At 71.8% G+C, this 12,440-nt stretch carries 9 protein-coding genes; 3 read left to right on the top strand and 6 right to left on the bottom strand.

Annotation, left to right across the window (positions count from 1 at the left end; all coding sequences use genetic code 11):
- Positions 1-2 precede the first annotated feature (2 nt).
- The gene (locus QI554_RS42500; RefSeq protein WP_425528141.1) at positions 3-1,268 is read right to left on the bottom strand and encodes an MFS transporter; all 1,266 of its coding nucleotides are present in this window, start codon (positions 1,266-1,268) and stop codon (positions 3-5) included.
- Positions 1,269-1,720: 452 nt separating this feature from the next.
- On the opposite strand from QI554_RS42500, the gene QI554_RS42495 reads away from it, so the two are divergent.
- The gene (locus QI554_RS42495) at positions 1,721-2,485 is read left to right on the top strand and encodes an SDR family NAD(P)-dependent oxidoreductase (RefSeq protein WP_281478554.1); all 765 of its coding nucleotides are present in this window, start codon (positions 1,721-1,723) and stop codon (positions 2,483-2,485) included.
- 42 nt (positions 2,486-2,527) lie between these two features.
- On the opposite strand, the gene pdxH is transcribed toward QI554_RS42495, so the two are convergent.
- A complete protein-coding gene (gene pdxH / locus QI554_RS42490) occupies positions 2,528-3,175 on the bottom strand; it encodes a pyridoxamine 5'-phosphate oxidase (protein WP_281478553.1) in 648 nt (215 codons plus the stop codon).
- 533 nt (positions 3,176-3,708) lie between these two features.
- Here pdxH and QI554_RS42485 point away from each other — a divergent pair.
- Positions 3,709-4,818 carry a citrate synthase 2 gene (locus tag QI554_RS42485; protein WP_281478552.1) on the top strand — a complete coding sequence of 370 codons (1,110 nt, stop codon included), beginning with the start codon at positions 3,709-3,711 and terminating at the stop codon, positions 4,816-4,818.
- Positions 4,819-5,040: 222 nt separating this feature from the next.
- Here the strand turns inward: QI554_RS42485 and QI554_RS42480 are convergent, their stop codons facing one another.
- The 4 genes from QI554_RS42480 to QI554_RS42465 all read right to left on the bottom strand — a co-directional run bounded on the left by QI554_RS42480 (position 5,041) and on the right by QI554_RS42465 (position 10,815).
- Positions 5,041-6,168 carry a CU044_5270 family protein gene (locus QI554_RS42480; protein ID WP_281478550.1) on the bottom strand — a complete coding sequence of 376 codons (1,128 nt, stop codon included), beginning with the start codon at positions 6,166-6,168 and terminating at the stop codon, positions 5,041-5,043.
- Positions 6,165-6,839 carry an RNA polymerase sigma factor gene (locus tag QI554_RS42475; protein WP_281478548.1) on the bottom strand — a complete coding sequence of 225 codons (675 nt, stop codon included), beginning with the start codon at positions 6,837-6,839 and terminating at the stop codon, positions 6,165-6,167. Before QI554_RS42475 ends, QI554_RS42480 begins: the two co-directional genes overlap by 4 nt.
- Positions 6,840-7,414: 575 nt before the next feature.
- Positions 7,415-9,076: a flavin monoamine oxidase family protein gene (locus QI554_RS42470; protein WP_281478545.1), complete on the bottom strand. Its 1,662-nt coding sequence runs from the start codon at positions 9,074-9,076 to the stop codon at positions 7,415-7,417.
- Positions 9,077-9,252: 176 nt separating this feature from the next.
- The gene (locus tag QI554_RS42465) at positions 9,253-10,815 is read right to left on the bottom strand and encodes an APC family permease (RefSeq protein ID WP_281478544.1); all 1,563 of its coding nucleotides are present in this window, start codon (positions 10,813-10,815) and stop codon (positions 9,253-9,255) included.
- 310 nt (positions 10,816-11,125) lie between these two features.
- Between QI554_RS42465 and QI554_RS42460 the strand changes: the two genes are divergently transcribed.
- A partial coding sequence (locus QI554_RS42460) for a PucR family transcriptional regulator ligand-binding domain-containing protein (protein WP_281478542.1) occupies positions 11,126-12,440 on the top strand: 1,315 nt, incomplete at its 3' end.

The raw sequence follows: 12,440 nt of genomic DNA, 5'->3' as shown, positions 1-12,440 counted from the left end.
GGTCACGGCGTCGGGTTCTTGGCGTCGTAACGCCAGAACCCGCGCCAGCGTGCGGCGAGCAGCAACACCGCCACCACGCACGCGAGTCCGCCGCTGATGACGGACAGCCGCTCGGTGCTCACCGCGGCCACGCTGCCGGACTCGAAGTCGCCGAGCCGGGGCCCGCCCGCGACCACCACGATGAACACGCCTGCCAGGCGGCCGCGCATCTCGTCGGGCGTGGCCACCTGGAGGATCGTGTTGCGGAAGACGCCGCTGATGGTGTCCGCGCAGCCCGCCGCGGCGAGGAAGAGCACGCCGAGCCACAGCCAGTTCGACATGCCGAACGCGGCGATCGCCAGGCCCCACGCGACCACCGACAGCACCACCGCGCGGCCCTGGTAGCGGACCCGGCCGAGCCAGCCGGAGAACAGCGCGCCCGCCAGCGCACCGACGGCGGGCGCAGCGGTGAGCACGCCCACGGTGCCGTCGCCGCCCGCGTACCAGGCGACCGCGATCGCGGGGAACAGCGCGCGCGGCATGCCGAACACCATCGCGGCGATGTCCGCGAGGAACGTCATGCGCACATTGGGGCGGGAGTTGAGGAACCGCAGCCCCTCCCCCACCGAGGCCCGCTTGCGCGGCCCGGCGCCGTCCTTCGACGCGTTCCCGGCGCGTTCCGGCGGCATGGCCGGCAGCCGCCACATCGCGTACAGCGACGCGGAGAACCCCAGCGCGTCGATCACGTACACGGTCTCGGTGTTCCACAGCCCGAGCACCAGGCCGCCGACCAGCGGCCCGACGGTGAGCCCGAGGTTCATGCTGAGCATCGACAGCGCGTTGGCCGCCGGGAGCTGCTCGGCGGGTATCAGGCGCGGGATCATCGCGGCGCGCGTGGGGCTGTTCACGGCGAAGAACGCCGACTGCGCGGCCACGACCGCGTACAGCAGCCACACCTGGCCCAGGCCCAGCACCGCCTGCGCGGCCAGCAGCAGCGACATCGCGGCCAGCCCGGACGACGCGACCAGCCCCAGCTTCCGCCGGTCCATGCTGTCCGCCACGGCCCCGCCGACCAGCCCGAACGCGACCAGCGGCACGAGCGAGAACAGCCCTACCAGGCCCACCGAGAACGACGAGTCGGTCATCCGGTACACCTGCACGGACACCGCGAGCGCCGTCATCTGCTGTCCGAGCATCGACACCGTCGACCCGAACCACAGCCTCCGGTAGTCGGCGGACCCGCGCAGCGGCGTCACATCGGCGAGCACGGCACGGGCGGCTTTTCGCACTGCTGGGGAGGCTATGGGCACCGCGCCAGTCAACCGCCCGAACGGTCCTTTGTATTCCCGCGATCCGCGTGACATCCCCCACGCGTAAATCAATTGCGGCTCCCCCGGAGCCGATCTAGGTTCTGCGGTACACGGGAAAGGAGGTGGTTCGATCTTATGTGTAGCAATCGGACGCGTGAGGTGGCTGCCCGCTAGCCGCCACTCCGGTCTCCCGACCGAAGTCTGACCCGCCTCGACTGCAGCGCGGCGGAAAGTGTCAGGCGGTCGGCGAATACCAGGCAGACACCCGACCCGCAGGTCGCCGAGGACGTCCCCTCGGCACCCTCCGCAAACGGAGGGAAGGCCTGCGGGTCGCTGCGTTTTCCGGGGGCGTTCAGGCATTTCGCCCGGCCTGCGCGACACCCGGGGTGATCACTTGCGCGGGCTCGGGTGCGCGGTGTTGGCTTCCGCGCATGAACGTCAAGGAGCAGCGCGTCGCGGTCGTCACCGGCGCGAGCAGCGGCATCGGCGCGGCCAGCGCGCGGGGTTTGGCGGCGGCCGGGTACCACGTGGTGCTCACGGCGCGGCGGGCGGAGCGGATCGCGGCCATCGCGGCCGAGCTGGTCGACGCCGGGCACTCGGCGGCGGCGTACCCGCTGGACGTGACGGACCGGGCCGCGGTCAACACGTTCGCGGCGTCGTTGGACCGCTGCGACGTGCTGGTCGCGAACGCCGGGGCGGCGTTCGGCGCGGACCCGGTGGCGACCGGGGACCCGGACGACTGGCTGGCGATGTACCAGGTCAACGTGCTCGGCACGCTGCACACCACGCAGGCGCTGCTGCCCGCGCTGGTCGCCAGCGGGGCGGGCACCGTGGTGGTCATGTCGTCGACGGCCGGCCACACCGCCTACGAGGGCGGCGGCGGGTACGTCGCCGCGAAGCACGGCACCCACGCGATCGCGGCGACGCTCCGCCTGGAGCTCAACGGCAAGCCGGTCCGGGTGATCGAGATCGCCCCCGGCATGGTCAAGACGGACGAGTTCACGGTGAACCGCATGCGCGGCGACGAGGACCGCGCGGCCGCCGTGTACGCGGGCGTCGCCGAGCCGCTGACCGCCGAGGACGTCGCCGACGCCGTGGCGTGGGCGGTCACCCGTCCCGCGCACGTCAACGTCGACCTGCTGGTCCTGCGGCCGCTGGCCCAGGCCGCCCAGCACAAGGTGCACCGGGAGCGTTGAGCCCTTGGCCGAGCCCGCCGAGCCCGAAGGGCCCGGGAGCCGTCAGGGGCTGAGCCGCTCCACGACCCACGCGTCGCCTTCCCTGCGGTACCGCAGGCGGTCGTGGAGCCGGTTCTCCCGGCCCTGCCAGAACTCGACGCTCTGCGGGACCACCAGGAAGCCGCCCCAGAACGGCGGCACCGGGACCGTCGTGCCCTCCGGGAAGCGGGCGGTGAGCTCGGCGTACTTCTTCTCCAGGTCCTCGCGCGAGGCGATGACGCTGGACTGCTCGCTCGCCCACGCGCCGATGCGCGAGCCGTACGGGCGGGACGCGAAGTACGCGGCGGTGCGCTCGGCCGGGACGCGCTCGGCGCGGCCGACGACGATCACCTGCCGGTCGAGCGCGTGCCACGGGAACAGCAGGCCCGCACCGGGGTTGGCGGCCAGCTCGCGGCCCTTGCGGGAGTCGTAGTTGGTGTAGAAGACGAAGCCGTCCGCGCCGTACTCCTTGAGCAGCACGGTGCGGCTGCTCGGCTGCCCGTCCAGGCCCGCCGTGGAGACCACCATGGCGTTGGGCTCCGGCAGGTCGGCGCCGGCGATCTCGGTCAGCCAGCGGGCGAACAGCGGCATCGGCTCGTCCGGCAGCGTGCTCTCGTCGATGCCCGCGCCGCGGTACTGGCGGCGCATGTCCGCGAGGTCGTTGAGGTCCACGCCCCCTTACTAGCATTCACAAGAGGGGCGGCGCGAAGCGCCTCGAATATGGGCGGTGGGGGGCGACGGGCGGGGGGCGCGACCCGCGTCGGAGCCGGGCGGCGGCAGACGGCGGCTGAACGGCCGCGACGGGCCTCGGCCGGCCCGGAAAGAGCCCGAACGGGTGATGTCCACGCGTACGAATCGAGCCCGCGACCAGCACCGGTGTGCCCCAGTTCACGCGGCCTCGGGGCACCTCGTCTAGGTCGTCTCGACGTCAAGAGATACTGTGGCCTGTCGACAACCGTCGACCACAATTACATAGGCGAAGCCACAAAGCCGGTTCGCGCCCCACCCCGGGCCCCGGCCTGTGACCGCTTCGTCAGACCACCGATTCGCCCCCTCTGGGCGGCTTCGCACACCTGGCGCAGTAACGATCTTGCGCAAGATGTTTGCGGCCGGGCCAGGGGAAGACAGGTTGTGGTAACGCGGGGTATGAAGGACCCGGCCACAAGTCACCACAAGTCAGTCGAGATCGCATGAGGAGCCGCCTGATGTCCGACTTCGTACCCGGACTCGAAGGAGTCATAGCGTTCGAGACGGAGATCGCCGAACCCGACAAGGAGGGCGGCGCGCTCCGCTACCGCGGCGTGGACATCGAGGACCTCGTCGGACGCGTCTCCTTCGGCAACGTCTGGGGACTCCTGGTCGACGGCGCCTTCAACCCCGGTCTCCCGCCCGCGGAGTCCTTCCCGATCCCCATTCACTCCGGCGACATCCGCGTGGACGTGCAGAGCGCGCTGGCCATGCTCGCCCCGGTGTGGGGTCTCAAACCGCTCCACGACATCGACGACGCCCAGGCGCGCGACGACCTGGCCCGCGCGGCCGTCATGGCGCTGTCGTACGTCGCCCAGTCGGCCCGCGGCCTCGACAAGCCGATGGTGCCGCAGCGCGAGGTCGACAAGGCCGAGACCATCGTCGAGCGGTTCATGATCCGCTGGCGCGGCGAGCCGGACCCGAAGCACGTCAAGGCCGTGGACGCGTACTGGACGTCGGCCGCCGAGCACGGCATGAACGCGTCGACGTTCACCGCGCGCGTCATCGCCGGCACCGGCGCGGACGTCGCGGCGTGCCTGTCGGGCGCGGTCGGCGCCATGTCGGGCCCGCTGCACGGCGGCGCCCCGTCCCGCGTGCTGCACATGATCGAGGAGATCGAGCGCACCGGCGACGCGACCGCGTACGTCAAGGGCGTCCTCGACCGCGGCGAGCGCCTCATGGGCTTCGGCCACCGCGTCTACCGGGCCGAGGACCCGCGGGCGCGCGTGCTGCGCCGCACCGCCAAGGAGCTCGGCGCGCCGCGCTACGAGGTGGCGGCGGCGCTGGAGAAGGCCGCGCTCGAGGAGCTGCACGCGCGGCGCCCCGACCGCGTGCTGGCCACGAACGTGGAGTTCTGGGCCGCCGTGATGCTGGACTTCGCGGAGGTCCCGGCGAACATGTTCACCTCGATGTTCACGTGTGCCCGCACCGCGGGTTGGAGCGCGCACATCCTGGAGCACAAGCGCACCTCGCGCCTGGTGCGCCCGTCCGCCCGCTACATCGGCCCGGGCACCCGCCCGATCACCGACGTGCCGGGTTACGACGCGTCGGTCGCCAACATCAAGTAGCACCCCGCGGACCGGCCGCCAGGGCCGGTCCGAGGTCTCGCGGCGAATCGGAACGGCCCGCCTCCCACAAGGAGGCGGGCCGTTCGCGTTGCCCGGGCACGGCGGGCGGCACGGACGGGAGCGGCACGGGCGGGGCCGCGCGCCAGGCAGCCGCCGCTCAGCCGGCGGCCGGTCGAGGCTCAGCCTGAGGTCGCCCCCTGCTCAGCCCGCGCTCGGCCGCGCTCAGCCCGCGGCCGGTACCGGTTCGGCCGGCGGCCTCCCCGCCTCGTCGACGACGGCGACGGCCAGGACCGCGCTGGTGGTGAGGACCGTGCCCGCCGCGATGCCGTGGGCGTCGCGACGCTGCACCTCGCGTTGGCCGAGCAGCAGCGCGGTCTGCTTGTCGAACACCAGCTGCATGCTGGTGTCCCCGTCGTCGCGGCCGATCGCGGCGCCGGGCCGGCCCGCCGCGTCGGTGGCGTCGCCGATCAGCGTCACGCCGGGCAGCTTCGCGATCGCGCCGTAGACCGCGGCGCGCAGCGCGGGCGGCAGCAGGTTCTCCCGCAGCAGGTCGGTGAAGATCACGAACGCCTCGTCGTCGCGCGGCTTGTCGGCGTCCGCGGCCACCTTGCGGACCAGCGCGAGGAGCCGGTCCGGGTCGGTGGGCAGGGTCTTGAGGTACGCGTAGCTGGGGGCGGTCAGGCTGTCGCCGGCCGCGGCGCCGGAGGCCGCCGTCTCGCCGTTCGCGGGAGGGGTCTTGCCCGTCGGTCCGGCGGTGGACGGAGTCGGATTCGGGCCGTCGGGCGCGCCCGGGCCCTTGGCCTCGGACACGGGCGAGGGCTGCGCCGGAGGTGCACCGAACGGCTTCCCGTCCTCGTGGACGACCACGTTCTGCGGTCCGCTGACCGGCGCCCACACCTCACGCAGCGTCGGGGGCGGGAGCGTGATCCCCTCGTCCGTGACCCTGCCGCTCCGGGTCTGGGACTTCACGTACACGAACTGCCCGTCGCGGGGGTCCGGGACGGGTTCGGCGAGGGCCGCGGCCGACGCGCGGGCGAGGAGTTGCGCGGCCTGGTCCACGCCGGCCGCGGCGGAGGCCTCTTCGTGCCGGAAGCGGTCGACGGTGTCGACGGCGACCACGCCGCCGACGGCCAGCACCGCGGCGGCCGCCGGGACGGCGACCAGCCGCCAGCGCCGCCACGCCGGGGCGGGCTCGGCGCTTCCCGGAAGGTCCCGGTTGATCTCGCGCATCATGTGCTCCTTCAGCAGAAGGCGGCGGCCGTGCGGGAGTTCGGGGACGTCGTAGCGCTCCCAGCGGTGTGCCGCCCGGTCGCGCGCGGCATCTGGCGCGTCGTCCTCGTGGCCGGTCATGCCCATCCCCTCGTCCCCTCCTTCGGCCGGACCGCGGAGTGGCGGTCGTCTGCTGACTGTCCGATCAGCGGGGGTAGTTCCAGGTTTGTTGGCTTCTGTTGGTGTTCGCGAAGTTCGATCTCGGCGAGCGTGCGCAGCCGGGCCCGGGCCCGCGACAGCCGGGACTTGACGGTGCCGACCCGCACGCCGAGCGCGGTCGCCGCCTCCTCGTAACCGAGCCCCTCCCAGACGACGAGCGCCAGCACCTCCCGGTCCGCCTGTCTGAGCCGCGCCAACGCACGCCGGGCCGCCGCGAGTTGTCCGGCCGTGACGACGCCGTCGACGACCTCGTCGGCGAAGTCGGGCACGTCGCCGCGCGGCGGCAGCCGGTCGAGCGCGGCGCGGTGCCGGCGCGCCGAGCGGGCGGTGTTGCGCAGGACGTTGGTCGCGATGCCGAAGACCCAGGGCCGCAGCCCGTCGGTCGGATCGGGCGGACCCGGGGGTGCCGCGAGCAGGCGGCCGCGCAGCCGCCACGCCTCCAGGAAGGTCAGCGACACGACGTCCTCGGCGGCCGCCCAGTCGCCCAGCAGGCGGAGGGCGTAGCGGTGGACGGCGCCCGCGTGCGCGTCGAACAGGCGCGCGAAGGCGGCCGGATCGCCGGCCCGCACCTGGTCCCGCAGTGACAACTCCATGACCGGTCCTGTCCGCTCGGCCCCCAGGGTTCCAGGACGGCCGCATCGGCGGGAGTCGGGCGGGGCGGACCCGCCCCCGGAAAAGCCGACCGCCCTCCCCTGGCAGGCGGGAGGGCGGGTGCTGGTCAGTGCGGCAGGCCACGACCGGTTGAGCTATGAGCCGCCTGACGTTTCATCAGACTGCCCTTTGTTCCGCCTGACCGGCCTGCACTTCCGCCCGCGTGGCTTGCGGTTCGGTGGCGTCGGGCCGGTCGCGATCTAGACCGAAGAATACTCATCTGTCATGGGATGACCGGATAACCCCGGTTTCATCGGCGAGTTCGACAGCGAACTGACCGACAATGACGCTTGGTTGGGTCTTGACAGACCCCCCGGCTCCCGCTAACTACCCATTGAAATATCGGACATCTCGCACTATTACTGACAGATCCTTACCTATCAGTCAAGTTCGCTGCGGACCGCTTCACTGGATCGCCGTACCCGCCCATGAATGCCCAACGGCCCCGACTGCAAACCGCGCAGTCGGGGCCGAAACGGGTGTCCCGGGACACATCCCGGCACAAACAATCTGATTGTCAGCGCAGGTCGGCGATGACCTCGTTCGCGGCCCGCTCGCCTTCCACCGCACCGCCGTTCATGTAGCCCTGGAAGTCGAACGAGCAGTGCTCGCCGCCGATGTGGACGTTGCCCTGGCGGGTGCCCTCGTAGCCCGCGTACTTGTGCAGGTACGAGACCGGCCAGTACGAGTACGCGCCCCACGAGTAGGGGTTCTTGTGCCAGGCCGACAGCTGCGCCTTGCCGGTCCACGCCGCCTTGGTGCCCGGGAACACCGTGTCGATCTGGGTGAGGTAGTTGTTGGCGATCGCCCGCACCGCCGGGTCGGCGTCGGTGTTGAACGGGCCCGCCGGGTTCAGGCCGTAGGCCAGGCTGCCGCCGCCGTACTGGATGAGCACGCCGGTCGAGCCGGCCTGGCCCTTGGTGGTGTCCCAGGTCTGCTGGTACGGCAGGTCGGTGAAGCTGTCGCCGGACGCGACACCCGGCCAGGGGCCGGTGCCGTTCCACGGGCGCGACGTGAACTTCATGTTCAGCTTGGTGACGTAGCCCATGCGCGCGTCGCGCAGCAGGTTCGTCATCAGCGGGTCGAAGTTCGCCTGCGAGACGTCGAGGGTCTTCAGGACGCCGAGCGGGACCGTGATGATCGTGTGGTCGGCGGTGACCGTCTTGGTCGTGCCGTTGTTGTCGAACGTCAGCGTCTGCGTGCCGTCGCTGTTGGCGCGCACCGAGACGAGCTTGTATCCCATCTGGATGCTGCCGGACGGCAGGGAGCCCGCGATCGCCTGCGGCAGCTGGTCGTTGCCGCCGACGATGTGGTAGCGCTCGTTGGAGCCGCCCCACACGTTGAAGTGGCCGGGGTTGGTCTGCCAGCCGAGCATCGTGACGGCCGCCAGCGACGACTGGTTCGGGGTGTCGGCGCCGTACTCGACGTTGTACGCGCAGTCGAGGAACTGGCCCAGCTTGCTGCCGTGTCCGCCCGGGACGCGCGAGTCGATCCAGTCGTACAGGCTCATGTTGTCCAGCGCGACGCCGGCTGCGGTGGCACTGTTCCACGTCACGTCGCCGGCGTCCTGGAAGTCACGGCGGACCGCCTGGTACATCGCCTTGAAGTCGATGTCGGCCTGCGCGCGGTCGTAGTAGCCGTTGCCGAACCAGAGGATCTCCTTGGCGCCGGCCGGGCCGGACGCCGCGAAGTCGATGGTGGTCAGGCCGAATCGGCGACACAGCTCGAGGATCTTCTTGTGGCCGGTGTCGATCAGCTCGCCGCCGATCTCCGAGGTCTGGCCGTCGCCCCAGTAGGACTTCTGCGAGTACATGCGGCCGCCGACCCGGGTCGGGTTGGCCTCGTACACGGTCGACTTGATGCCGCTGTCGGCGAGCGTGAGCGCGGCGGTCAGGCCGGAGATGCCGGCGCCGATGATCGCGACGCGGGAGTTCGTGGTGATCTGCTGGGTCTGGGTCGCCGCGAACGCCGGACGCGCGAGCGCCGCTCCGCCGAGGCCCAGCCCGATGCCGAGCGCGCCGCCGCGCTTGATCAGCGCGCGCCGGCTCGGGCCCGACGGGTCCGCCGTGGCCTCGGCGCGCATCTCGCGGTACTCGTCGACGGGCATCGCCAGCCGGTCGGCGGCGGCGTGCTCACCGAGCGTCCGGCGCAGGAACTGCATCGGGTTGGTACGGGCCATGGCGGCGGTCCTCCTGAGGGTGTGGTTCGTTCAGGGCAGCACAAGGCCCCCGGTCGTACGCGGGTCTGGTCCGGGGCTACAGGGGTGTGCCTCGGGGCGTACGGCCCGGGGGCCGTGTGTGTCGGATCGGAGGCCTGACGTCGGATCAACCGGCCTTCAGGCGCTGCGGGTTCGGATCAGGCGCGGACCGGGTCGGCCTCGCCGGCGGGCTGCGCCGGGACGGTCGCGCCGTCGCGCTCGCCGGCGTCCTCGAGGATGATGCGGCCCATGCGCTCGTAGGCCTCGGGGCGGTTGTTCTTCATGTAGAGCGCGATGCCGATGCCGGCGAGGAAGAACGCGCCGACGATGTACGGGATGGCCTCGAAGACCAGGCTGTCCTTGGCTGCGCCGGCGGCGGTGTCCATGTTGTAGACGAGCAGCCCCACGACACCCGCCATGGCGACGCCCGAGACGATCGGCGCGACCATCGTCTTGAACCAGTGCTTGGTCTCGGGGTGCTTGCCCTGCACGTGGAAGTAGCCGACCGCCGCGAACGAGCACAGCGTCTGCACGATGAGGATGGCCATCGTGCCGAGCAGCGCGAGCAGGCCGTACAGGTCCACGTAGGGGTCCTTGTCGGCGATCAGGAACAGCACGATGAGGACGACGGTGATGATCGACTGCACGGCCGACGCGACGTACGGCGAGCCCTGCTTCGGGTGCGTCTTGCCCAGCGCCGGGTGGATGAAGCCTTCGCGGCCGATCGCGTACAGGTAGCGCGACGCGCACTGGTGGAACGCCATCGCGCAGGCGAACGAGCCGGTGACGACAAGCCACTGGAAGACCTTGACCGCCCACGAGCCGTAGTGGTCGCCCAGCGGGTTGAAGAACAGGCCGCTCTGGTCCTCGAGGACGTGCTTGCCCTCGGCGGAGACCATCATCCAGGACACGAAGATGTAGAACAGGCCGACGCCGATGACCGAGATCAGCGTCGCGCGCGGCACGACCTTCTTCGGGTCACGGGACTCCTCGCCGTACATCGCGGTCGATTCGAAGCCGACCCACGACCAGAAGGCGAAGAACAGGCCGAGGCCCGCGGCGCCGCCGATCTTGCCGTCGGCGCCCTGGATGCCGTGCAGCGGGTTGAGCGACTCGCTCGCCATGTACCCGTCCGGGCCGCCGCCGGTGAAGGCCACCGCGAGCGAGACCGCGGCCAGCACGGTGATCTCCAGGACGAGCGCGACGCCCAGCACCTTGGCGGTGAGGTGGATGTCGAAGTAGCCCAGGATGCCGATCACGGCCACACCGAGGAAGGCGAACCATGCCCAGTGGATGTCGTGGTGGAACTGGGTGTTGACCAGTTCGTTCAGCTTGAAGGCGAAGAAGCCGAGGATCGAGCCCTCGAACACCACGTAGGCCAGGACGGCCAGCATGCCCGACGCCATGCCCGCGACCCGGCCGAGGCCGTGCGAGATGAAGCCGTAGAAGGCACCTGCGGCGGTGATGTGCTTGGCCATCGTCACGTAGCCGACCGAGAAGATGGTCAGGACCACGGTCGCGACGATGTAGGCGGCGGGCGCGCCGAGTCCGTTGCCGCCCGAGCCCGCGATCATCGGCAGGTTGCCGGTCATGGCCGTGATCGGGGCCGCCGTGGCGATCGCCATGAAGACGACGCCGACCAGGCCGACCGAGTTCGCCTTGAGCCTGTTGACCTCGCCGGTGCCGGCCGCGGGTGTCGCGGTGCTGCTCTCCGTGGACATGCCACCTCCTTCGGTGTGTAGAGAAAGTGATCTGTATTTAGCGGAAATTGATCACGTACGCATTACGTTTGATCGCATTCCCGATGTCGTGTCCGGTGTGCGCAAGCCCGAGCACGCTGCATACCGACGGGCCGTCAGCTTCGATGCGGGACGCGTTCCGCGACAACCGACACCCGGTCAGCGATTCGGTGCCAAGCATTGACGGAGTGTCGGGTCTGTCCGACGATGTGCGGGGTTCGAAACCCGGCTGTGATCCACATCGGCCGCCGCGGCCGGTACGGTGCCGCGGATGGACAGCACTGGGAGGGCTATGTCGGTCGCGTCAGCGATGCCCGTACCGCCCGCGGCGGCGTCGGCGCCGGGCGTCACCGTGCGCCAGGCACTCGAACTCCCGCCGCTGCGCCGCGGGCTTCCCGAGGTCGTGGCCGCCCCCGAGGGCCTGGACCGGCCGATCCGCTGGGTGCACACCGGCGAGGTGCCCAACATCGCGTCGCTGCTCCGCGGCGAGGAACTCCTGCTCACCACCGGACTCGGCATCGGGCCACGGCCCGCCGACCAGCGCCGGTTCGTCGCACAGCTCGCCGACCGCGGTATCGCGGCGCTCGTCGTCGAACTCGGCCAGCGCTTCGACGTGCTGCCGAGCGCGATGGTCGAGGCGGCGCGGATGCGCGGCCTCCCGCTCGTCCAATTGCACCGTGAAGTCCCTTTTGTCGCCGTGACGGAGGCGATCCACACCGAGATCGTCAACGGCCACTACGCGCTACTGCGCCAAGGCGAAGAGGTCCACCGGCGCTGCACCGAGCTGCTGCTCGGCGGCGGCGGTGTGCCCGACGTCCTGGCGCTGCTCGCCGACCACGTCGGCAACCCCGTGTATCTGGAGGACGCTGACGGGCGGCTGCTCTACACCGTGTCCCCCACCGGCGCCGTGCCCCACGGCGACGCCGATCCGCTCGACGCGTGGGCCGGGCTCCGCGGGGCGCGCGCCACCGCGGGATCCGCCGGATACGCGCCGCCCGCCTCGCTGGTGCCGGGCACGGCGCTGGTCGTGGACGTCCCGGCGGGCGGCCCCGCCGGCGGCCCGCCCGGGTCGGCGGTACGCGGTCGCCTGGTCGTACTGCCGGTGCACGGACCGGTGTTGCCGCTCGGCCGGGTCGTCGTCGACCACGCCGCCGGGCTGCTCGCGGTCGCGCTGCGGCAGGCCCGGCACGAGGAGGAGCTCGCGGCGCGCGGGCGCGGCGACTTCCTGACCGACCTCGCCGAGGGCCGGATCGCGGAGGAGGACGCGGCACGCCAGGCCCGCGTGCTCGGCTTCCAGCACGAGGCGGGGCCGCTGCTGCCGGTCGTCGTACGCATCGGGCCCGAACCGCACGGCGAGACCGCGCTCGGCGCCGTCGACTGGGCGCCGGTCGCCCGCGCCGTCCAGGAGGAACTCGCGGGCCTCGGGCTGCCGGTGCTGCTCGGCGTCCGTCCCGTCGAAGGCCGGCTCGCGCTGCTCCTCGGGCTCCGCTCGGCCGGCGAACGCGTCGCCGTGGCCGACCGCGTCGCGGCCGCGCTGCGCGCCGGACTCGCCCGCGCGGGCGTCGGGCCGAGCCCGCAGCCGCCTGCCGTCGTGGTCGCCGCGGCCG

The organism is Yinghuangia seranimata, assembly GCF_029953285.1.
GTDB classification, from domain to species: domain Bacteria; phylum Actinomycetota; class Actinomycetes; order Streptomycetales; family Streptomycetaceae; genus Yinghuangia; species Yinghuangia seranimata.
The sequence above is the reverse complement of the archived record's forward strand: the minus strand, read 5'-3'. Positions and strand labels throughout refer to the sequence as shown.

What these genes read in the sequence shown, in the direction of transcription:
- QI554_RS42495 (WP_281478554.1), top strand. Translation starts at nt 1,721, where the DNA reads ATGAACGTCAAGGAGCAGCGCGTCGCGGTCGTCACCGGCGCGAGCAGC.
- QI554_RS42485 (WP_281478552.1), top strand. Translation starts at nt 3,709, where the DNA reads ATGTCCGACTTCGTACCCGGACTCGAAGGAGTCATAGCGTTCGAGACG.
- QI554_RS42480 (WP_281478550.1), bottom strand. Translation starts at nt 6,168, where the DNA reads ATGACCGGCCACGAGGACGACGCGCCAGATGCCGCGCGCGACCGGGCG.
- QI554_RS42475 (WP_281478548.1), bottom strand. Translation starts at nt 6,839, where the DNA reads ATGGAGTTGTCACTGCGGGACCAGGTGCGGGCCGGCGATCCGGCCGCC.
- QI554_RS42470 (WP_281478545.1), bottom strand. Translation starts at nt 9,076, where the DNA reads ATGGCCCGTACCAACCCGATGCAGTTCCTGCGCCGGACGCTCGGTGAG.
- QI554_RS42465 (WP_281478544.1), bottom strand. Translation starts at nt 10,815, where the DNA reads ATGTCCACGGAGAGCAGCACCGCGACACCCGCGGCCGGCACCGGCGAG.